Raw genomic sequence first — 21,761 nt, forward strand, 5'->3', positions numbered from 1 at the left:
TCACGTTAATCACCAGAGGTTGGCCCGAGCGACAAGGTTCTTACGTGCTGAAATACAGTAGCCCTTTGAGCGCCGTGCTACCGTCACAAATCCCGACACACAAAGGCGCTGAGCACTTGAATCGGTTAAAGCGCCATCACCATCTCATGCCACGCCATCCCGCCATGATCCGACGGCGAAGGCTGCACATAGGTGTAACCCATGCGGGTGTACAACGGCACGTGCTGCTCCTTGCACATCAAATGAATCGTCTGCTTGCCCATGGCCTGCATGCGCTGCACAAACTCCGTCATCAACAGCCTGGAATAACCCTTGCCCTGGTGCGCCGGGTCGACCACCACCGACATGATCACCACATTCGGCGCCTCGGCCGAATGCCCCACCAACTCCTTGAACGCCTCATCCGACATCACCACCTGATGGGCGCAGCCGCAGTTGATAAAGCCCACCACCGCGCCATCCGCTTCCAGAATCAAAAAGCCCTCGGGGTACTGCGCGATACGCGTGGCGATCTTTTCCAGGGTCGCGGCTTCGTCGCCTTCGTAGGCAGTGATCTCGATTTCAAAGCAGCGCGCGGCGTCGGCGGGGAGGGCGTTACGGAAGGTGAGGGCGGGCATGGGCGTTTCCTGGTGCGTTAAACGAAGGGCCACATGATAGGCATCGGTAGAGGGCACCGCCAGCGGCTTCCACAGTCGGAGCGGTACGCTTTATCCATCATGAGTAGGGCTAACGAGTTAGTGAAATCAATTCATTTTCTCTCAAGCAATGTCGCTGCCTACAATACGTCTTAATTATAGTTCTTATAAATATCATCGAGATCAAGGCGTGGCGTCGGGCTTTATCTCAGGAATCAGAGTGTCAGATTAAAATGAATAACGAATTTGCATTTGCGATCAAGCGCATTCGTTTCGATGAGGATTATCACCCCTCCGAAAATACGCGCATTACCACCAACTTTGCCAATTTGGCGCGGGGCCAAAGTCGCCAGCAAAACCTGCGCAATACCTTAAAGATGATCGACAATCGCTTCAATGCCCTGGCGCATTGGGATAACCCCAAAGGCGATCGTTATGCTGTCGAGCTCGAAATTATTTCCGTCGAGATGAAAATTGATGCTGATGAAAAGGGTAATCCCATCCCTTTAATCGAAATACTCAAAACCAATATCGTTGATCAAAAAACCAACGAGCGTATTGACGGTATTGTCGGCAATAACTTCTCTTCCTACGTGCGGGACTATGATTTCAGTGTGCTGTTGTTGGGCCACAACAAAGGCCGCCCCGAATTCAGCACACCCGACAATTTTGGCGAGCTGCACGCAAAGCTGTTCAAGTGTTTTGTGAATTCAAGCACTTACAAAGCCAATTTCAGTAAGCCGCCGGTGATATGCCTGAGCGTGTCGAGCAGCAAGGTCTACCATCGAACCGAAAACCAGCACCCTGTACTGGGCGTTGAATACCAGCAAGATGAATACTCGCTGACGGACGAATACTTCAACAAGATGGGCCTGAAAGTGCGCTACTTCATGCCGCCCAACAGCGTTGCGCCGTTGGCGTTCTATTTTTCCGGTGATTTGCTCGGTGATTACACCAACCTTGAGCTGATCAGCACCATCAGCACCATGGACACTTTCCAGAAGATCTACCGCCCAGAGATCTATAACGCAAACTCCGCAGCCGGTAAATCCTATCAGCCCAGCTTGCAGCACCAGGACTATTCATTAACGCGCATTGTTTATGACCGAGAAGAACGTAACCGCCTGGCGATCGAGCAGGGGCAGTTTGTAGAGCAGAACTTTATCAAACCTTACCAGGCTGTTCTTGAACAGTGGTCCGCTCATTACGCGCTTTGACGCATCAAAAAATACAAGGTCATCTGTTATGAAAAAGTTACTACCCACGTCCACTGCCGGCAGCTTGCCTAAACCCGCCTGGCTTGCGCAGCCCGAAACACTGTGGTCACCGTGGAAACTGCAAGACGAAGAATTGATTGAAGGCAAACAGGATGCGCTGCGTTTAGCCTTGCAAGAACAACAACACGCCGGGATTGATATCGTCAGTGATGGCGAGCAAACGCGTCAGCACTTTGTTACCACCTTTATCGAACACCTCAGCGGCGTTGATTTCGAGAAACGCGAAACCGTCAGAATTCGTGATCGCTACGATGCAAGCGTCCCAACCGTCGTCGGTTCGGTGAGTCGCCAAAAGCCCGTGTTTGTTGAAGACGCCAAGTTTCTGCGTCAGCAAACCGATCAACCGATCAAGTGGGCGTTGCCAGGCCCAATGACCATGATCGACACGCTTTACGACGCCCATTACAAAAGTCGCGAAAAACTCGCCTGGGAATTCGCCAAGATTCTCAACCAGGAAGCCCGCGAACTCGAAGCGGCAGGCGTGGATATCATCCAGTTTGACGAGCCTGCCTTTAACGTCTTCTTTGATGAAGTGAACGAGTGGGGCGTCGCCACCCTGGAAAGGGCCATCGAAGGCCTCAAGTGTGAAACGGCTGTGCACATTTGCTATGGCTACGGCATCAAAGCCAATACCGACTGGAAAAAGACCCTCGGTTCTGAGTGGCGGCAATACGAAGAAGCCTTCCCCAAGCTGCAAAAATCCAGCATCGACATCGTCTCGCTGGAATGCCACAACTCCCATGTGCCGATGGACCTGATTGAACTCATCCGCGGTAAAAAAGTGATGGTCGGCGCCATCGACGTGGCCTCCAACACCATCGAAACCCCCGAGGAAGTCGCCAACACCCTGCGCAAGGCACTGCAGTTTGTAGACGCCGACAAACTCTACCCGTGCACCAACTGCGGCATGGCGCCGTTATCCCGTGGCGTCGCCAGAGGCAAACTGAACGCGTTAAGTGCCGGCGCAGACATCGTCCGCCGCGAACTCTTGAACCAGCGCTGAGCCCACCTCAAAAGAGCTGCGCAGGGAGCGTGAGGCGGTGGATTAAAACCTCACCGCTTCAAGCCCTCAACCTGCACCCCATAGCCAGGACTTACCATGTCACTTCCCAGTACTGCCATCGAGCCCCTGCACTTTCGCGAAGCGCTCGGGCACTACGCCTCCGGCATCACCGTGATCACCTCGCACCTGGAGGGCGAACCGATCGGCTTCACCTGCCAGTCGTTCTACAGCGTGTCCATGAGCCCGCCACTGGTGTCATTCAGCGTCATGTCCACCTCGGCCAGCTACCCCAAAATCCGCCAGGCCGGCCGCTTTGTCGTCAACATCCTCTCCGGTGAACAAGTCAAAATCTCCAACCAATTCGCCCGACGAGGCAGCGACAAATGGCACGGCGTCGACTGGCAACAATCGCCACTCGGCAACCCCATCATCGCCGGCAGCCTGCACTGGCTCGACTGCGAAATCCACGCCGAACATGCCGCAGGTGACCACCTGATCGTCATTGGCGAAGTCAAAGCGCTAAGCCTGCAAGACACGGCGGCTACGCAGCCATTGCTGTACTTCAAAGGGCAATATTGCAACCTCGCCGCCGATGGCGTGGGTTGAGCGGTCCAGCAAGGCCCAGAGACTAGAAAACCCGCCAAAGCGGGTTTCCTCACAGCTCACATCACATCAACTCACAGCAGCCACATCAAACCCCCGCCGCTCCATCACCGTAAACACATCCGCCACATCCTGGACCATGATCCGAGCGGTGTTGGCGACGGTATTGATGTCGTGCTCGGCGTAGTCGGATACGTTGGAACAAGCCATCAAGTGCAGGTAGGCGAGGGCAGCGTTCAGGCGCTCGCTGGCGCAGGCGTGAAGCTCGTGGAGCGGGGCGTCGCTGTCGATGAGGAGGACGGGGTAGTCGGTTGCGGTTTGGGACATGGGGGTGAAGCGGCGGGGTGGGTGTTGAGTTTTCAAGGTGGAAATCCCTAAGAAAGAAAAAGTATTGAGTAGCCGTAGAACAGGCATTACCGGGAATCGGTTCTGTCGGGTTTAACGGGTTTTGGGTAATTCTTTTTTAGGGCTGCGAATCCCATCGCCGGTCAGGCTGGCGACGGGGTGGACTATAGAGGGGGGAATTTGGTGAGGCAATGGAGGGGGTTGTGGTCGTAAGGAAGGGTCGTGGAAGCGATGACTGTTCGGGCGCCCGGTTATAACTACGGTTAAGTGCTCTACACCTTATTTTTAAAGGCGATAGATACGTGCTCGAGGGGTTTCATAGTGGATGCGTCTTTCGAGCATAGGAGACATTTCCGACCGGGTTTTAGGAGCCTTTGGGGAAAATCAAAGGCCTTCTCAGCCATTTACCGTCGATCTAGTTAGTTCTCTGCATCGGTTTTTACCAGCTGGCTTGTGCACATTGCGGGCAGAAAGCTGCCGATTGCTGCCTAGTGTAAGGGCTTTCGATAACCGAGAAGCGTTGAACGTGAGCGTCAGAGAACGGCCAATAAGGGTATCTCGCAATGCTCAGAAAATGAGGGACGATTCACTTATTACGTGTATTGGTTGATATCATTGCCAATCGATACCACAAGGCATAATGGATTATGAGCGGCGACAGCACGTTACTACAGGGACTCTATTATCCTTTCTCACGCTGCATGGACAGCTGTGCGCTGAAACAATTGATGCTGGTGTTCGACGGTGTGACTTTTCTGGAACCCGTCAAAGACGCGGAATGGCGCGCCGGACTGTTCCGGAACCTTGAAACTAATGAGGATCCACGGTTTTCCAAATATCGGGTTTTGGAGCATGACCTCAAAATTCTAGAGCAGGAAGGGGCGCTATCCATCGTTGATCCGCAAAGCCTTGCTGCTTTTAAGAGACCAGAGACGTCCCTTGCGGCTATCAGTGATCTTCAGGATCCGTTGTGGTGCAAAATGGCAAGCAATCCATCTGTGTTCGGCCTGCCGCACCAAAGACAAGCCGACACACAACAGCCGACTTGGCAGATGTTTTCACAGAAAATTCCGATGGAATTTCGCCATTTTTTGGCTACCGACACAGTAGGAGAACATCTTATTAACGAGGCAGACGACCATTACGCGTGGACCTTGTCATACGCAGCGGGCTCTGCGGCAACCTTAAATTTTCATTTGGCGGCGGCGGCGGATCTGGGGCTGTCTCCCATTACTGACAGCGAGTTGCATCACAGACTACTGTTGCGCAAAGCAACCCGCGTTTTGACGCCCGATAGCGAATGGACGGATCCAGTTTCCACCCAATTGTCCCAATCAGCGACCAGCACCGCCGTTAAGCTTCTTGAGTCGCTCATGCCGCGTCAGGCGCTGGAATCCGCGAGTTTTGATAAAATTCTTCGCTTCCGCGAGAACACGCGTGGTGATCGTGCCGCACTCGTCAATGAATTGACCGCCCGCCTTATACAGATATCCCATACGACTTCCTATGCCGAAATATCCCGTAGCCAAACAGCATTGAGTCTGGAGATTTCAAAAGAAGTCAGAGAGTACCAAGCAGCTATCGGCGCTGCTCGGGACAAACTTTGGCCGAACTTGTTTAAAGGACTTAGTCTCACATTTGCAACCGGTACTTCGGCAGCACTTCTTTATGAGTATCTCCTCGGGGGGCCAATGGGCGTGCTTACGGGCGCGTTAAGTGGAGTTGCTCACTCAAGCCTGGCGCACGTGCTGGACTCTCGTGCTGAAAAACGGCAAGCCGTACGGGCCGCCAGCCCTTCTATCGCTTATCTTTCAAGGGTTTCGCAACTAAAATGAGCTCTAGCTCGTAGTAGGCGGATTCAGCACCAAGCGGAACGCGGTCGGTAGATCGAGTAAAAGAGGGGATCGATCTATTTGATTAAATCCGTCCCCTTCTACTGTTGTCCGATTGCTGCCTGTCGCAAAGGGTAGCAATCGGCCACCAGCAGTCACTCGCACAACGCTAATAAACTATCTTACAAAGCATTGCGACTTGTAAGAGCAATACCATAGACTGATCTGACCTGATGATCGTATTTCGTACAGCTAGATCGAGCTAATAAACGTTGGACATAAGCATCATAAAACCCACCCTCAGGACATAATATCTCCAATGTACTAGTCGCTATTTGGTTAGTAGCTTGCCCAAGTTGACCAATAATGTTTTTAGCTTGATTAGCCAATATAGTCAGTTTGGCGGCATTTCGATCATCATTCAAAATCATAAGATCTGCAGATTTCATAAAATTTCTAGCTACAGAAAATTGATGTTGAGATTTTTGGAATGTTCTTAGGAGTTGGTAATCAATAGGGATCGAGCTTAATTCATCTAAAACTTTGTTCCAAGGGTAGTTGATAATTCCTTGGTTTCGATGCTGTGATGTACCAAGCTCTCGCCATCTCGAGCCACTGTCCGTAACCAATACCGAACCAGTTACTTGCGCCACAAACAGTGCCATTTCATAATTAGGCCCCATCCTAAATTGGATAAACTGACCACTTTCACCAGAATTCATCTGCCGCAACATCACTAGTGGAGAGGCTTCTGCATGGTGTTCCAATTCGGAAACGGCTTCTGCTGCATCATTTACAGTTAATCCAAACTGATCAACTAGTGCTTTAATTTTTGCGTCTTTAGGCATCATTGCTATCGTATTTAAAAAGTCCTCGATCGCTAAAGTGTAATGTAAAAGTTGGTCTTGTTCGCAAAGTATATCTTTAGTACGATCCTGAGATCGCTCGATAGCCATTTCCATCATGGCTCTCATTAGATCGAGGTCGAACTCTACTGGGCTAGGGATAAGATTTACCAGGCCGAGCCCTATAAGCGGCTCCAACTCAAGCATGAACAGAAACTCCTTTAATGCCTGATACCTGTATTTTTGTGGCGATTTAGTAGGACTAAGTTCTGGCTTGATATTATTAGGGTTGGTTATTGGTGACTCTATTAGAAGTTCGTCAAATAGAGATGCCACGGGCAGTGCATGCACACTAATAACTCGAACATCTAATGGCCCTGTATAAAGACCTCGGAATTTTCCATCGGATTTTGGAAGCAACGAATAAATATCGGTTTCACGAGGCCATAAGCTAGAGTAAAAATCATAAATTCTGGATATCTGGATATCAGATAGCTCGCGTCGGACGTCCACCCACGTTTTACCACTATTGAAACCAAGAACATCGCGAATGCAGTTGCAAAATGCAAGATTTTTCTCTCGAATACTTGCCACTTCCCAAGTGGTTCGCAGATCAACGGGAACGTTTCGACAGCAATTTTTATACTTTTGTCCACTACCACAGCCACAAAGATCGTTGCGTCCAATTTGAGTCTCATCAATATTCTTGTTCAGAAACTCGTTTTGTGGTGTTGTTCGACCAAACGCATCCTGATAATGAACGGCGCCACTTTCAAATTCGGCATACATTTCCCCGCCAAATTTGTACAGTTTGTCAGCTGGAGGCAAAAGAACGTGCTTTATGTCAGTCCAATCACAAGTCAAACCGTTTTCAGGGTGAAGCCATTCCTCCGCTCCAGCAGCTACAGAGGATTGGGCTCTACTCTTGATTACGTGATTAATCTGGGCAACCTCACCTGCTGTCAGCCTGCGAGAGTTAATAAACTCAATGGTGTTGACCATGCTTTGGCGAGCGCGGGTGGCATTGGTTCGTTGCGCAAGCGGATTGACGTTGCCAGGATCTTTGGCATATTCAACATTCGTTAGAATTAAGCAGCGATTCTTATCCAGTGGAATTATTGTTTGTGAGCCCTTTAAAGAAATATCCGGGTCGTTGGGGTATTCGCATAACTTAGATTCAGGAGGACATCTATGGTTGTAGATCGTGACGGGATGGTCCGATACGATAAACTTAACATCAGAATCTTCAGCAGAAACTAGCTCCCGGACGCCTTCCGCCCATAAAGTGCAGTGTATTGAGCGCAACGATTGCATTTCCATCATTAGTTGCGACTGACTGAGCTCTGGATATTTACTTCTAATCCAGTCCAAACCTTTTGGAGTTCGTAGTTTTTGCGCATCAAGATAAATGAATAAATTCTGAAAATTATGATGCCATTGAGATTGATCGTCAGTCAGGAATGCTCGAACAGCTTTAGAGCCGTTATCATCAATGGGGCCAAATAATTTTTGCTCAATATCGTCATTAACATCGGTGCCGAAAAATGTCGAGTAGAGATCTACTTTGTAGAATTCTTGAGCGGACGTATGCCACTTCTTGGAGTAGACCGTCTTGATCTCACCATTTTTCAGGTCGATGTCACGACGCTTTAGAAAGCAGAGCTGATTATCTCGCGAATGCAAAAAACCTTTTTGATACCATTGTGCGACATAATGATTGTCCCTGGTTTTGTTCATTAAAGTCACCTTTAACTATAAATTAGTTTTATTCTCTCGATTAAGGTATCTAAAAATTTTAGAATCTGAAATGGGATTGATGCTGATGCTGATGCGTAAGAGTAATCAAATTTTTTACGCTTAGGCAATAGCTGATTCCATACTTTATGGAAGGATAGTCAACCATAATCGAAATTATTCACCTCGTAAGCTACCGCGATCTGCCATTAGCTGCCCCTCGTAAATAGCGGCTATGGGCCAACTTTCCATTCTGTGCAATTACGTCAAACCGCGCTAACCTCTGGAATACTAGATTTATATTTCAGCCACTCTGCTCAGCCGGCGAAAAATCGACAACCCCGCAACCGAGTTCGCCGCTAGTAAGTTTGCTAATTTGAATCGTTATTTTTGATAAATATTTACTTTTTGTTGCCATCCATTTCAGTAATTCTACCTTCTCCGCTCCTCCAGGAATATTGTCATCGCCGGTTTTATGGGACTTAAGGAGATCCTGAACGACTCCAGCAGCAAAATCTGGAATGCTCAGCAGGTCATCCAAGTGAGACTTTCCATCGAATGACTTGCCGAATCCAACGAGATCAAATTTATGCTTCGAATACATACTAAGCGTCCGGAGAAATATTTGCTGTGTATCCGCGAAATCTCTGTCCCGAGCGTTTTCGTTGATAGCGTCGTTGTCACAATACCAAAGCAGGCGTTGATTTTCCCTCGTAGTTAGAGCGGTAAACAAGGCAATTGAATGACAAACACGGAGGACTTTTTCTCCTGCCGCCCCTCTCCATTTACCTAGATCCATCGAAAAAAGTTGGTCCTCGATTAGCTCATACGCATGCTTTTTTGAAACACCAAAAACTGTGTCGATTTGCTTGTCGATAGCGATCGTAATAATTGCGCCATGGATAAGGTTGTCTACAAGATGAAGAAACTCGGGTAAAGCTCGGCTCCTTGGTCCATAACCCAAGTCCTTGAATGCAAACTCGCTATAAGGGTTTAATAAGCTATGTTTTTGTCTTAGTTTTTCAAGATTCTCAATAAACGGACCGATTTTGTTATAAGCTAAGATCAGAAACGAATAGGTGTGAAAGTGCGCGCCCGGATGCTCACCACCGAAGTCGGACATCACAGCAATTTTTTCGTCATCAGAAAAATCTGGCAGTTCATTGAGCTGCCCCACAGCCACAGCAAGAAGTTGTGAAAATTGCGGGTATTCCGCTGTAATCACTGACAGGTCGAAGGGTGCATTTTTTCTGATTTTTTGAATGCGTGCGGCGTCCCTAATTTTTCGCCTTGCCATAACCGCAGATTCCAAATGAACATTTTTCTGATAGTACTCATTTGAGCGAGGCAGGTGAACAGCTCACTTCATTGAAATGAAGTGCCCCAGATTTTGTAACTCTCCATCAGAATGGCCTTGTCGGAATCTGCCCCTGAGTTGAATGTCCCCTATTGGCCGTTTTCTGCCTTTCACCAAGGCCAAAAATCAACCCGCAAAAAACGATGGCCATCGCTGGTCGGTGCCCCGAAAAATCTACTAGAAAAGGCTAACGGTTTATTTTTCGTCGGATTGAGACCTCAGTCGCCCACCACCATGTAATTCAAGAACTCCCACATTGCCGGCGTAACCACCTCCCGCGAAGCAATCTGCCAAAACCTTCTCTCCCCCAAAACCGGCTCCAACCGCTTGATGAGTTCCTGAGCTGTATTGTGTTGGCCAGCACGTAGCCAGTGCCTGAACATATCCTCGTTTTCCTGCCTAGGTAGCTGTGCAGCCTGGAGCAGTTTGAGTGTGTACCGGTAGTTCAGTGGCCACAGTTGCTTTAGAAAATCGAGCCTCTCAGTGATGGGAAGCCCCACTAACCAGTGCCTCACATCTTTATCGACCTGAGCACTACCAGATCGCGAGGCCACCTGTTCCGGTGTGAAACGAAAGTCGTCCATGGTGTGCAAGGCCGAATAGTCTGAGGAAGATCTCATTCTGTCCTAGGCTCTGGAATAACGGGCAGTTTTTTACTACAAGTCTGCTCATGGCCAACAGCGCACGAACTCGCGTGCCGCTCGCACGGCACTCAATTTCGCAGCCCATCCAAAAAAGAAAAAACACCCACGCCCCAGCAGTAAAGCCACGATAAAGGGGCAGGCTGCCAATAAGAGGATGGAGATCACCGCGCGGCTTTTGGCGGTGGTTATCCATCGTCCCTTCCCCTAATTTCATCCGCCCGCTCTCTGCCGTTAGCTCCTCATGACTATGCCAATGAAACACCCCGAAACGCCCGGTGCGTAGGCATGCACCTAGACTGAAGTAGTCCATTTCTGAAACGTTAAAACCACCCCTATACGCGTCTTACCTGCGCTGTAGCGCCTTCTTATAGTCGTGCGCCTCAGTCACTTGGAGGTGCACGCGTGCAGGGACCCTACGCATTTATAAATGAACGACCGCAGCCTTACCCCTTGCTCAAACTGAGCCTGGCGCTTGATCCGCATACACAGGCCAAATTCGACACTCTCAACCAGCACATCCGCAATACGCTGGTGTTGCCTGGGCAATTAGTGATTATCGGGGATAGCCGAACCGCCGCTTGCACCGCTGAAGAGGCACAGCTGATGCGCTCGGCGCTGAATATAAAACTCGCCCTCTTGGCGTACTCCGCAACCGACGAGTTCCTGGTCAAAAACTATGATCAGTTGCAGGCCATCTTGACCTATTCGTCCGTTGGCATTGGCAGTGCCAGCAGTGCCTGGAGCAAGCATCTGGCGCAGGTCGAGAAGACCCTTATGGAAATCGAGGATTTGCATAAGCAGTATTTGAGGAAGGGCACCACGGCGGCGAGGGAGGAGTTTCTGGTTAAGCGTAGGGCGTTGTTTGCAAGGTTGGATACTCAAATTTCGGGGATGGCGCGTTTTGGTACGGGGCTGAGAAACGAAGGGTCGATTAAAAAAATGCTGGGGATTTCGAGTAAAAGCTACTGGCACCACGGAGAAATCAGTGGGTATGAGGAGCGGGTCAAGCGATTAGCCAAGGCTTCGCAGATGTTGAAGAAGGGGACTTACATTGGTATTGCGCTTGATGTGGGGGCGACGGCGTTGGAGATAACGGAGGCGTGTACCACAGGGCGAGAGCAAGAGTGTACGCAGGCGAAGTATGTTGAAGGGGGGAAGTTAGTAGCAGGAGTCGGCGTTGCCTCCTTGGGCGGTAGCTTAGGAGCCGGTCTTGGTGTAGGCGCCTGTGCGATTGTTTTTGGCATACCTACAGTGGGCGTCGGAGCATTGGCATGTGCCATCGTTGGCGGTGCCGCAGGCGCGCTCGTTGGAGGAAAAGCCGGAAGCGCTTTCGGAGAAAGTAGTGGGAAACTTCTCTATGAGACTGTGAGGAATTAAAAATGGTCTTCGAATACATCGGCATGTGCGCGTGCGTCATCGCGCTACTCAGCATTCCTCTCACTTTTTGTGTCATGTTCAAAAAGCTAGATGCAGCAGAGCGCTATGTGGAACAAAGCGACTACGTAAACATGCACAGGCGCATTTTTCGAAATGCTCCATTTGAAGGCCGACAGGTGCGTGTATTCGCCATGGCTACCATCATTCTTATGCCCAAAGTACTCCAGTGGAGGCGTTTAGTACGGGTCGAGGACGTTGATAAAATTCCACGGCGTCTCAAGTGCTGGATGGTCATACCGACACTGATTGCTTTCACATCCGTCACCGTCATGTGTATCAGTTGGCTCTTGATAGAAAACTAAACCGCCCGCCCCAAACTGAAAAACCACCCAAACCCCGGCCGCAAAACCAGGATATGGGTGGTTCAAAACATCAGGATCAAATCACTACATTCAGCTACCTCAAACTCCGTTAACCAACTTCCCCCCATCCATCCTGCGCTTATACGCACTGTCCCGACTCGCCAACCAAAAATACAACGGCGACGTCACCACCAACCCCACCACCCAGGACAAGTCCGCGCCGTTAATGTGTTCCGAAATCGGCCCCACATACAGCGGTGTGTTCATAAACGGAATCTGCACCGCAATCCCCACTGCGTACGCCAGCAGCGCCTGTGGGTTGTACTTGCCGTAGATGCCGCCATCGACGCGAAAGATCGAGGCGATGTCGTATTTGCCTTTGTGGATCGCGTAGAAGTCGATCAGGTTGATCGCCGTCCACGGCACCAGCACCACGAGCAACACCAGCACCATGTCGACGAAGTGGCCGATGAAGTCTTTGGAGGCGAAGACGGCTGCGATGGCGCAGGCGGCGAGTACGAGGATGGAGATCACTGCGCGGCTTTTGGCGGTGGGGATCCAGCGGTAGGCGAAGGTCTGTACCAGGGTGATGATCGACAGTACCGCGCCGTAGAGGTTGAGGGCGTTGTGGCTGATCACGCTGAGCAAAAACAGCACGAGCATCAGCGGGCCGATGGCGCCGGTGGCGAGTTTGACGGCGTCCATGGTGTCCATGCCGACTGGGGTGGCGAGCACGGCGACGGCGCCGAAGATGAAGGCCAGGCTGGAGCCGAGGGCGGAGCCCAGGTAGGTGGTCCAGAAGGTGGAGGCGACGGGCACGTCGGCCGGCAGGTAGCGGGAGTAGTCCGACACGTAGGGCGCGAATGCGATTTGCCACAGCGCGGCGAGGGACACGGTGGCGAGCCAACCGGAGATGTTGAAGCTGCCACGGGTAAGAAAGTCGGTGGTTTGCACGTGGGTGAAGATGTAGCCGAAGCCCAGCACGATGCCGGCGCCGAGCACCCAGGTGCCGATGCGGTTGAGCACGTGGATGAAGCGGTAGCCGATGATGCCGATGATGCCGGAACCGATGGCGCCGATGACGATGCCGACGGGCACGGGCACGCTGTCGACCACGCCGTGCAGGGATTTACCCGCCAGCACGATGTTGGAGGCGAAGAAGCCGATGTACATGACGCCGGCGATGACCACCACCAGCAGGGCGCCGAGGGAGCCGAACTGCGCGCGGCTCTGGATCATTTGCGGGATGCCCATTTGCGGGCCTTGGGCCGAGTGCAGCGCCATCAGCACGCCGCCGACCAGGTGGCCGACGAGGATGGCGACGATGCCCCAGACCAGGTTCAAGTGGAACAGTTGCACACCCAGGGCACCGGTGACGATCGGCAGCGGCGCGATGTTGCCGCCGAACCACAGGGTGAACAGGTCTCTTACCTTTCCATGGCGATCTTCCGGGGGCACGTATCCAATCGTGTGTTTTTCGATAAGCGGGGCGGAGGATGTTGCAGTGGTAACCATGACGAGCTCCAAGGCAAGGTGAGTACGTTGACGTACTTCGCTGTGCGACGCGTGTGCGGCGCTTTGTTGTTGGAGTGATCATCTGCAATGGGCGCGGGGAGGTAAATTAGTAAGTTTGTTGCTATAGACCTTAAAAAAAGTATCTCGCCGGATTTTTTGCTCCGGTATGTTGCAGGTGCTTGAATCATTGTGAAAAAGCCGATTTTTACGCACGTGTTTGGGGCGAAGTCCCCCGTTTTCGGAGGTCCCGATGGCCGCGTATAACCTGCGCCAGCTCAGATATTTTGTTACCACGGCCGAGTGCGGCAGCGTCGCCGAGGCGTCGCGCAAGCTGTATATCGCGCAGCCGTCGGTGTCCACGGCGATCAAGCAGCTGGAAGACAGCTTTGGCGTGCAGCTGTTTATCCGCCATCACGCCCAGGGCGTTTCGCTCACGCCCAGCGGCGCGCGGTTTTATCGCAAGGCGCTGGAGTTGTTGCGGGTGGCCCATGAGTTCGAGCAAAACGCCTTGGCTGACAATGACGTGGTGGCGGGGCAGATCGATATCGGCTGCTTTGAGACGGTGGCGCCGTTGTATTTGCCGCGTTTGATTGCCGGCTTCAAGGCGCGCTGGCCGGGGGTGGAAATCCGCATTCGCGATGGCGAGCAGCAAGAGCTGGTGCAGGCGCTGACGGCGGGCAGTATTGATGTGGCGATGCTGTTTGAGCATGACTTGGGCGGCACGATTGAAACCACGCCGTTGATGCCGCCGCAGCAGCCGTATGCGTTGCTGCCGGCGGATCATCGGTTTGCGCAGCAGGCCAAGGTCTCGTTGGCGGACCTGGTGCTGGAGCCGATGATTTTGCTGGATGTGCTGCCGAGCCGGACGTACTTCGTGAGCATCTTTGAAGAGCGTGGGCTGACGCCGAATATTGTGTTCAGCTCGCCGTCGATTGAGATGGTGCGGGGCATGGTCGGGCGCGGGTTTGGGTTTTCGATTTTGGTGACCAAGCCGTTTACCGAGTACACCTATGATGGGCAGAAAGTGGTGTGTGTGCCGTTGGCTGAAACCGTGACCGGGTCGGGGCTTTCGGCGGTGTGGTTGCGGCGGGCGCCGCTGACCAAGCCGGTGCAGTTGTTTGTCGACTACTGCCGGGAAGAGCTGGCCCGTTTGCTGGGCTAGCGCTCGATCGTTCCCACGCTCTGCGTGGGAATGCATCCGCTGACGCTCCGCGTCACGCTTGCGCTGAGGTCAATGGCGGGACGCGGAGCGTCCCTGGCGGCATTCCCACGCAGAGCGTGGGAACGATCATCATAGGCGGCCCAGGTTCGTACTGCATGAGGGCGACTGACTACCGCGCTGCCAGGGTGAGCGCAGCTCTAAATGTGGGAGCTGGCTTGCCTGCGATGGCGGTGGGTCAGTTGCAGAGGTGCTGGCTGATACACCGCCATCGCAGGCAAGCCAGCCCCACAGTCGAAAGGCGTGACGCGGAGCGTCCCTGGCGGCGTTCCCATGCAGAGCGTGGGAACGATCATCAAGCCCGCTCCCACATCTGACCTGTATGGTCAGGGCGCAATGCCGGCGATGAGCTGGAAAAAGGGCTCTTGTTTCAATGCAGCACTTTGGCTTTCGGAGCCCACCCGGTCGCTTCGGTTTTCATTGCGATAAGACACGTATCCCCACGCTGGCGCCGATACATCGGAGGCGGGTTTGTGCTCGCTTTTGCTGATGCCTGCCTCTTGCAGCGCCTGCTCGATGGCCTTAACCAACGCCTGGATTTTCCCCATGTGCTCGGGGCTATAGGTGCCATCCTTGCGGTCGGGTTTGGGATAAAGCGTGAACTGGGCGCCCTGCGATATGCGTGTGTCCCTTGGGTCGGCGCGGCTGACATCGGTGGCTTTCCAGCTATTGATCGGGCTGTCTTCTGAATTAATAAGCGTGCCGACAACTTCAAAGGCCTTGGCCATATCCTTTTGCGCGACGCTGATGTGGAACTTGTCGCCCACTGATCGGCCTTCTTCTTTGGCGGGCGTGCGCGTGAATTTGATGAAGGGGAAGTTTTTATATTTAAGGGCTTTGTTTTGGCTGCTCCATCCCGCAAAGATCTCACCCGTGGACTGCTTGGCGACCTCATAGGTCGGCACGCCATGATTGGGGGTAAAACTCACGTTTGCATGGCGCGCAACCTCGGCGTTGCTCATGCCCTCCAAGCCGCCGGTGTCAAAAGGGTTGCGGCCGTTAAACAGTAAATCTTTGAAGTCCGAGCCGAAAAAGGAGGCCGGAGGGGTGTCTACTCGCATGTGGAATACCTTTTTTTCGAAAAGATGCGGCAGTCACAGGACTGCTTAACGCCTGGGCTTTTCGTACACAGATGAAAGTCGATATCTGTGTGGTTTCACACACGTTGCGAGTTCCAATTCAGCCCCTCGCAACGGGCTTATGCGCTGCGCAAAACTGTCGCGCAGAGGGGCGTGAACGTGGGCTGAACACAGGCCCAAACTGTAGGAGCGGGCTTGCTCGCGAAAGCGATAAATCATCCACCACATCGATCGTTCCCACGCTCTGCGTGGGAATGCATCCGCAGACGCTCCGCGTCACGCTTGCGCTGAGGTTAACGGCGGGACGCGGAGCGCCCCTGGCGGCATTCCCACGCAGAGCGGGGGAACGAACATCATAGGCGGCCCAGGTTCGTACTGCATTAGGGCGACTGACTACCGCGCTGCCAGGGTGAGCGCAGATCTAAATGTGGGAGCTGGCTTGCCTGCGATGGCGGTGGGTCAGTTGGCAGAGGTGCTGGCTGACACACCGCTATCGCAGGCAAGCCAGCTCCCACAGTAGATGTGTATTCGATCGTTCCCACGCTCTGCGTGGGAATGCATCCGCAGACGCTCCGCGTCACGCTTGCGCTGAGGGCAGTGGCGGGACGCGGAGCGTCACTGGCGGCATTCCCACGCAGAGCGTGGGAACGATCATTTTGCAGAGGGCCGCAAGTGGGTACTCGGCTTAAGCGCGAATCGAGTCGAGCATGCGCAGCAACATCGCATCACAGCCCGCCAGCTGCGCCACACTCACAAACTCATCCGGCTTATGCCCCTGGTCCATGCTCCCAGGCCCACACACCACCGTGGGAATGCCCACCGCATCAAACAACCCACCCTCGGTGCCAAACGCCACGGTGCCAAATTCCCGGGAACCGCTGAACGCCGCAATCAGTTCGGCAGCCTGGCTGCGCTCATCGGTGACCAACCCCGGATAGGCCGACAACTCGGTAAACCGAATCGCACTCTGCGCACTCACGGCCTGCATGCGCGGCAGCACCTGTTGCTGTGCGTAGGCTTGCAGTTCTGAAGCCACCTCGGCTGGATTCTGCGACGGCAGCGCGCGAATCTCGAAATCAAACCGGCAATCCGCTGGCACGATGTTCAGCGCCTTGCCTCCCGAAATCACGCCGGTCTGCACCGTGCTGAACGGCGGGTCAAAGCGTGGGTCTTGCGTCTCGCGCAGGCGCTGGCCAATCCGGCCCAGTTCACCGATCAACTCGGCCGCGTGTTCGATGGCATTCACGCCATAGGGCGCATACGCCGAATGACAGGCCTCGCCATGCACATCACAGCGCATCGCGAGCTTGCCTTTATGGCCTAGCACCGGCTTCAGTTCAGTCGGCTCGCCGATGATGCACAACATGGGTTTCACCGGCCGCTGCTCCAGCACCGCCAACAAAGAGCGCACGCCCAGGCAACCGACTTCTTCGTCGTAGGACAGGGCGATATGCACCGGCACGCGCAAGGTGGCCTGGACCAGCGCCGGCACCAGCGCCAGTACACAGGCGATGTAACCCTTCATGTCCGCCGTGCCACGGCCAAACAGCTTGCCGTCGCGCTCGGTCAGCGCGAAGGGCGGCACTGTCCACGGCTGGCCGTCCACCGGCACCACATCGGTGTGCCCCGACAGCACAATGCCCGGCAGTGCCACCGGGCCGATGCTGGCAAACAGGTTGGCTTTGCTGCGTTCTTCGTTGTAGACCAGCTCACTGGCCACGCCGAACCCGGCGAGGTAATCGCGCACGCATTCAATCAACTGCAGGTTGGACTCGCGGCTGGTGGTATCAAACCCCACCAGCGTCTGCAGCAATTCGCGGCTGCTGCTCATCGCTCGTCTCCGGCCACGCCGTAGCCGGGGGAGCGGTCGGGGGCGAGGGCGCGGTCGATGTAGTCCTGCACTTGCGGGCGGTAGGCGTCCCAGAGTTTTTGCAGTTCGGCGATTGGGTTCTCGTCGGCCCAATCCACGCGCAGGTTGATGATCGGCCAGGTCAGTTCGCCCACCACCACCAAGGCGGCAGAATGCACCGGGCCGGCTTCGCCACCGGCGGCAATGGCGGCGTGCATGGCCGCCAGCAGCCGGTCCGCCAGTTGGCCTTCGGCGTGTTCGAAGGCCTTGACCATCGCCTCGATCACCGCGCGGTCGGCGAGCATATTGCCCGCCGCCACACACTGTTCACCCGACACCGCGTTGTGGGTGCCGAGGGTCTCGCTGCCGCTGAAATACACGCTGCGGCCCAGGTGATCAATCGCCGTCAGTTGCCGGTATTGGCTGTAGCCGTTGCGCGTCAGGGCTGTGTCGACGGCGGCGGCGGGTTCAAGGCCTTGTTCGAGCAGGTCGAGCACGTCCGGGCCCAGGGCCGGCAGCGTGATGTTCTGGGTCGAGACCGCGCCCACACCGGGGCGCAGCCACGGGCAGCGGGCGCCCACGGCGATGCTCGATGAGCTGATGGCAATGCCCAGCTGGCCGGTGTCTGCGCAACGCGCGACGATTGAAAAGGTCATGTGCGGCTCCTTATTCGGGGATGACGGCGATCACGTCAATTTCCATCAACCATTGTGGCTGGCCCAGGGCCGACACCACCAACCCGGTGGAGATCGGGAACACGCCTTTGAGCCACTTGCCGACTTCCTGGTACACCGGCTCGCGGTAGCGCGGGTCGATCAGGTAAGTGGTGGTTTTGACGATGTGGCTCAGGTCGGAACCTGCCTCTTCCAGCAGTTGCTTGACGTTTTTCATCGCCTGCTCGGCTTGGGTACGCGGGTCGCCGAGGCCAATCAGGTTGCCGTCGAAATCAGTCCCCACCTGGCCGCGCACATACACGGTATTGCCGGCACGCACGGCCTGGCACAGGTCGTTGTCCAGGCTTTGGTTCGGGTAGGTTTCCTTGGTGTTGAACATGCGGATACGAGTGTGAGTAGGCATCAAAAAACTCCAGAAAATAGGGGTCAGGCACTGACGGGCGATTTATGAACAAGCGGCGCGGCTTCGCGGTATTCGAGGTACTGGCGCTGGATGGCGATGTGGTCGGCGACGTATTTGGCGTCGTGCCACACACCCCAGATAAACGACGAGCCACGGCGCGACTGCCAAGGCAAACCGAGGAAGTAGATGCCCGACTCAGGGGCCACGCCGCGCTGGTGTTGCGGCTTGCCGTTCGCGTCGAAGGCATCGACTTTCAGCCAGCTGTAATCCACGGCAAAACCGGTGGCCCAGATGATCGAGGTGATGCCGGCCTTGGTCAGGTCCAGCTCCAGGATCGGGTGTTTGATGCACTCGGCATCGGGGAATACGCGGCGCGCTTCGGGCTCCACCGGCAGGTCGAGGCCGTTGCGCTCGATGTATGCGTCCGCGGCGTCCAGCAGGGCCAGGTAGTTTTCGTCACCGCGTGCCAGGTTTTCCACCAGGTTCGCCTGGAAGGTGGCGGTGCTGCCGTTGAAGGCTTGGGTCAGGCCGACCAGGATCATGCCTTGCTGGGCCAGCTCGCGAAAATCAATGGTCTTGCCGCCGTGGGCGCCGCTGACTGCGATGGTCACGTGCTCACGGCCGGGTTTCATCGCGGCCTGGTCCCACTCGCCCAACACGCCCAGCCACCAGCAGAAGTCGCGGTTGCGATAGGCGCGGGGCGGGCGGTCGTGTGCGCCGACTGAGAGGTACACCTGGCGCCCGGAGCGCTGCAGTTCATCGGCGATTTGCACGCCCGAAGAACCGGCGCCCACCACCAGCACGGCACCGGCGGGCAGTTGTGCGGGGTTGCGGTAGTCGGCGGAATGGATTTGATGCAGCGCGGTGTCTTTCGGCGCAATCGCCGGAATCACCGGTTTCTGGAATGGTCCGGTGGCGGCGACGACGCGGTTGGCTTCGATCACACCTTCGCTGGTGTGCACGGTAAAGCCTGGGCGGCCGACGTTGCGCACCACTGAGGTTACGTCCACGCCGGTGCGAATCGGCGCATTGAATTTGCGCGCATAGGCTTCGAAATAATCCGCCACGCGCTCTTTCGGCGCGAAGCCATCGGCGGCGACATCATCGAATTCCAGGCCTGGAAAGCGGTCATGCCAGGCGGGGCCGTTGGCCACCAGCGAATCCCAGCGGCCGGTGCGCCAGCGCTCGGCGATGCGGCTGCGTTCCAGCACCAGGTGCGGCACGCCTTGCTTGCTCAGGTGCTCGCTCATGGCCACGCCAGCCTGGCCGGCGCCGACTACCAGCGTGTCTATTGTTGTTATTGCTTGGGTCATGTGTCTGTCCTTGCGTAATGCAGTTGGATTCAGCGTGGGCATGACTTCAAGGCTAGGGGGAGGGCGGTTTTTAATAAAATATTATTAAGCTGGGAACAGAGCATAAATATCGGATGCAGAGCAACGGTGAGAGCGGGCTTGCCCGCGATTGCAATCTGCCGGGCGATAGCGTCATATCTGACCCAACGCCATCGCGGGCAAGCCCGCTCCCACAAGGTTTCTGCCATGCCCGCGCTTCGCGTAATGACCCCAGCCGACTACGACGCCGTCCTCGCCCTCATGCAAAACACCCCCGGCATTTCCCTGCGCGATGCCGACTCCCGCGAGGCCACCGAGCGTTACCTGGCGCGCAACCCCGAGATGAGCTTTGTCGCTGAAGCTGACGGCCGGGTGATCGCCTGCGTGATGTGCGGCCATGATGGGCGTCGCGGTTACTTGCAACACCTGCTGGTGCTGCCGGACTATCGCCGCCAGGGCATCGCGCAGGCGCTGGTCGAGCGTTGCCTGGCTGCGTTGGAGCAACTGGGCATCCATAAATGCCATCTGGATGTATTCAAAACCAACACCCACGCCGCCCAGTATTGGCAAGGCCAGGGCTGGACACTTCGAACGGATATCGACCGTTATTCATTCACCCAAAAGGGTAATGAAAACGCATGAAAGGAGAACGTAATGCTCAGCATCACACGGGCCACACACGCCGACGCCAACGCCGCCTTTGACATCCGCCGCGACGCCATCCGCAGCCAGTGCATCGGTGCCTACACGGCTGAACAAATGGCGCTGTGGACACGCGGCGCTGCCGAAGACGGTTACAGCGCGTTGATGGACAAACCGTTTTACCTGGGCTGGGTGAACGGTGAGCCCGTCGTCACCGGCATGCTCGACCCCGACAACAACGAAGTGGGTGCCTTGTTTGTGCTGCCCGCGTTCACCGGGCGTGGCTATGGCAAGGCGATGCTGGATCACCTGGAAAACATTGCGCGGGAACTGGCGATTGAAACGGTGGTGCTGGACTCGACCCTGAACGCGGCCAGCTTCTACCGGGCCTGCGGCTATGTGGGTGATCAGCAGGCGGTGTATCACTCGCCATCGGGTTTGGAGTTGGCCTGTATCCCGATGATCAAGCAACTAAACGCGATCTGACTCACACAGACGATCCCTGTGGGAGCCGTCGAGCTTTAGCGAGGCCGCGAAAGCGGTGGGTCAGGCAACCACTATGCTGACAGTGCCGCCGCCTTCGCAGCCTCGCTAAAGCTCGACAGCTCCCACATTGGATCTTCACTCGCCGCTGAAGGCCGTGCGCAACCGCTCAAAGCGGCAACCTCCGATCTAATCAACACCGCACATCCCCTGTGGGAGCCGTCGAGCCTTAGCGAGGCCGCGAAAGCGGTGGGTCAGGCAACCACTATGCTGACAGCGCCGCCGCCTTCGCAGCCTCGCTAAAGCTCGACAGCTCCCACACTGGATCTTCACTCGCCGCTGAAGGCCGTGCGCAACCGCTCAAAGCGGCAACCTCCGATCTAATCAACACCGCACATCCCCTGTGGGAGCCGTCGAGCTCCAGCGAGGCCGCGAAAGCGGTGGGTCAGGCAACAACTATGCTGACAGTGCCGCCGCCTTCGCAGCCTCGCCAAGGCTCGACAGCTCCCACACTGAGTCTTCACTCGCCGCTGAAGGCCACGCGCAACCGCT

Annotated in this window: 20 protein-coding genes; 9 read left to right on the forward strand and 11 right to left on the reverse strand. The window is 55.1% G+C overall.

Going from position 1 to position 21,761, the window contains the following annotated elements:
• Nucleotides 1-125: 125 nt before the first annotated feature.
• Nucleotides 126-617, reverse strand: a complete 492-nt coding sequence (locus L8I05_RS28600) for a GNAT family N-acetyltransferase (RefSeq protein WP_242176533.1) — start codon at nt 615-617, stop codon at nt 126-128.
• A 251-nt stretch (nt 618-868) separates the two neighbouring features.
• Between L8I05_RS28600 and L8I05_RS28605 the strand changes: the two genes are divergently transcribed.
• The 3 genes from L8I05_RS28605 (at nt 869) to L8I05_RS28615 (ending at nt 3,521) form a co-directional block, all read left to right on the forward strand.
• Nucleotides 869-1,852: a DUF1852 domain-containing protein gene (locus L8I05_RS28605; RefSeq protein WP_242176534.1), complete on the forward strand. Its 984-nt coding sequence runs from the start codon at nt 869-871 to the stop codon at nt 1,850-1,852.
• Nucleotides 1,853-1,880: 28 nt separating this feature from the next.
• Nucleotides 1,881-2,915 carry a methionine synthase gene (locus L8I05_RS28610; protein WP_242176535.1) on the forward strand — a complete coding sequence of 345 codons (1,035 nt, stop codon included), beginning with the start codon at nt 1,881-1,883 and terminating at the stop codon, nt 2,913-2,915.
• Between the two features lie 96 nt (nt 2,916-3,011).
• Nucleotides 3,012-3,521: a flavin reductase family protein gene (locus L8I05_RS28615; RefSeq protein ID WP_242176536.1), complete on the forward strand. Its 510-nt coding sequence runs from the start codon at nt 3,012-3,014 to the stop codon at nt 3,519-3,521.
• A gap of 66 nt (nt 3,522-3,587) precedes the next feature.
• Here the strand turns inward: L8I05_RS28615 and L8I05_RS28620 are convergent, their stop codons facing one another.
• Nucleotides 3,588-3,881, reverse strand: coding sequence for a fructose-bisphosphate aldolase (locus L8I05_RS28620; RefSeq protein ID WP_242176537.1), 294 nt, complete (start codon nt 3,879-3,881; stop codon nt 3,588-3,590).
• A 629-nt stretch (nt 3,882-4,510) separates the two neighbouring features.
• Between L8I05_RS28620 and L8I05_RS28625 the strand changes: the two genes are divergently transcribed.
• Nucleotides 4,511-5,698: a hypothetical protein gene (locus tag L8I05_RS28625; protein ID WP_242176538.1), complete on the forward strand. Its 1,188-nt coding sequence runs from the start codon at nt 4,511-4,513 to the stop codon at nt 5,696-5,698.
• A gap of 179 nt (nt 5,699-5,877) precedes the next feature.
• On the opposite strand, the gene L8I05_RS28630 is transcribed toward L8I05_RS28625, so the two are convergent.
• From L8I05_RS28630 to L8I05_RS28640, 3 genes are all read right to left on the reverse strand, one after another.
• Nucleotides 5,878-8,277 (reverse strand): SEC-C metal-binding domain-containing protein, encoded by a 2,400-nt coding sequence (locus L8I05_RS28630; protein ID WP_242176539.1) that lies wholly within the window; start codon nt 8,275-8,277, stop codon nt 5,878-5,880.
• A gap of 301 nt (nt 8,278-8,578) precedes the next feature.
• Nucleotides 8,579-9,571 (reverse strand): hypothetical protein, encoded by a 993-nt coding sequence (locus L8I05_RS28635; protein WP_242176540.1) that lies wholly within the window; start codon nt 9,569-9,571, stop codon nt 8,579-8,581.
• 278 nt (nt 9,572-9,849) lie between these two features.
• The gene (locus L8I05_RS28640) at nt 9,850-10,215 is read right to left on the reverse strand and encodes a hypothetical protein (protein ID WP_242176541.1); all 366 of its coding nucleotides are present in this window, start codon (nt 10,213-10,215) and stop codon (nt 9,850-9,852) included.
• Nucleotides 10,216-10,725: 510 nt separating this feature from the next.
• Here L8I05_RS28640 and L8I05_RS28645 point away from each other — a divergent pair.
• Nucleotides 10,726-11,652 (forward strand): hypothetical protein, encoded by a 927-nt coding sequence (locus tag L8I05_RS28645; protein WP_242176542.1) that lies wholly within the window; start codon nt 10,726-10,728, stop codon nt 11,650-11,652.
• A 2-nt stretch (nt 11,653-11,654) separates the two neighbouring features.
• Entirely contained in the window at nt 11,655-12,014 is a 360-nt protein-coding gene (locus tag L8I05_RS28650; protein WP_242176543.1) for a hypothetical protein, read from the forward strand.
• A 99-nt stretch (nt 12,015-12,113) separates the two neighbouring features.
• On the opposite strand, the gene L8I05_RS28655 is transcribed toward L8I05_RS28650, so the two are convergent.
• On the reverse strand, nt 12,114-13,529 hold the full coding sequence (locus L8I05_RS28655) for a cytosine permease (protein ID WP_177015921.1): 1,416 nt from the start codon (nt 13,527-13,529) through the stop codon (nt 12,114-12,116).
• A gap of 250 nt (nt 13,530-13,779) precedes the next feature.
• On the opposite strand from L8I05_RS28655, the gene L8I05_RS28660 reads away from it, so the two are divergent.
• Nucleotides 13,780-14,691, forward strand: a complete 912-nt coding sequence (locus L8I05_RS28660; protein ID WP_025857480.1) for a LysR substrate-binding domain-containing protein — start codon at nt 13,780-13,782, stop codon at nt 14,689-14,691.
• Between the two features lie 383 nt (nt 14,692-15,074).
• Here the strand turns inward: L8I05_RS28660 and L8I05_RS28665 are convergent, their stop codons facing one another.
• From L8I05_RS28665 to L8I05_RS28685, 5 genes are all read right to left on the reverse strand, one after another.
• Nucleotides 15,075-15,809 (reverse strand): type III effector, encoded by a 735-nt coding sequence (locus L8I05_RS28665; protein WP_242176544.1) that lies wholly within the window; start codon nt 15,807-15,809, stop codon nt 15,075-15,077.
• A gap of 703 nt (nt 15,810-16,512) precedes the next feature.
• Complete coding sequence (argE, locus tag L8I05_RS28670; RefSeq protein ID WP_242176545.1) at nt 16,513-17,658, reverse strand: acetylornithine deacetylase; 1,146 nt, start codon at nt 17,656-17,658, stop codon at nt 16,513-16,515.
• Complete coding sequence (locus L8I05_RS28675; RefSeq protein ID WP_242176546.1) at nt 17,655-18,332, reverse strand: DUF1028 domain-containing protein; 678 nt, start codon at nt 18,330-18,332, stop codon at nt 17,655-17,657. The genes argE and L8I05_RS28675 overlap by 4 nt, the downstream gene beginning before the upstream one ends.
• 10 nt (nt 18,333-18,342) lie before the next feature.
• Nucleotides 18,343-18,753 carry a RidA family protein gene (locus tag L8I05_RS28680; protein WP_242176547.1) on the reverse strand — a complete coding sequence of 137 codons (411 nt, stop codon included), beginning with the start codon at nt 18,751-18,753 and terminating at the stop codon, nt 18,343-18,345.
• Between the two features lie 23 nt (nt 18,754-18,776).
• Complete coding sequence (locus L8I05_RS28685; RefSeq protein ID WP_242176548.1) at nt 18,777-20,066, reverse strand: NAD(P)/FAD-dependent oxidoreductase; 1,290 nt, start codon at nt 20,064-20,066, stop codon at nt 18,777-18,779.
• A gap of 225 nt (nt 20,067-20,291) precedes the next feature.
• Between L8I05_RS28685 and L8I05_RS28690 the strand changes: the two genes are divergently transcribed.
• Both L8I05_RS28690 and L8I05_RS28695 read left to right on the forward strand, forming a co-directional pair.
• Complete coding sequence (locus L8I05_RS28690) at nt 20,292-20,726, forward strand: GNAT family N-acetyltransferase (protein ID WP_242176549.1); 435 nt, start codon at nt 20,292-20,294, stop codon at nt 20,724-20,726.
• 12 nt (nt 20,727-20,738) lie between these two features.
• Nucleotides 20,739-21,212, forward strand: a complete 474-nt coding sequence (locus L8I05_RS28695) for a GNAT family N-acetyltransferase (protein WP_242176550.1) — start codon at nt 20,739-20,741, stop codon at nt 21,210-21,212.
• Nucleotides 21,213-21,761: the final 549 nt, after the last annotated feature.

The organism is Pseudomonas sp. MONT-RG-20F-20-E-7-02, assembly GCF_022662395.1.
In the GTDB taxonomy this organism is placed as follows: domain Bacteria; phylum Pseudomonadota; class Gammaproteobacteria; order Pseudomonadales; family Pseudomonadaceae; genus Aquipseudomonas.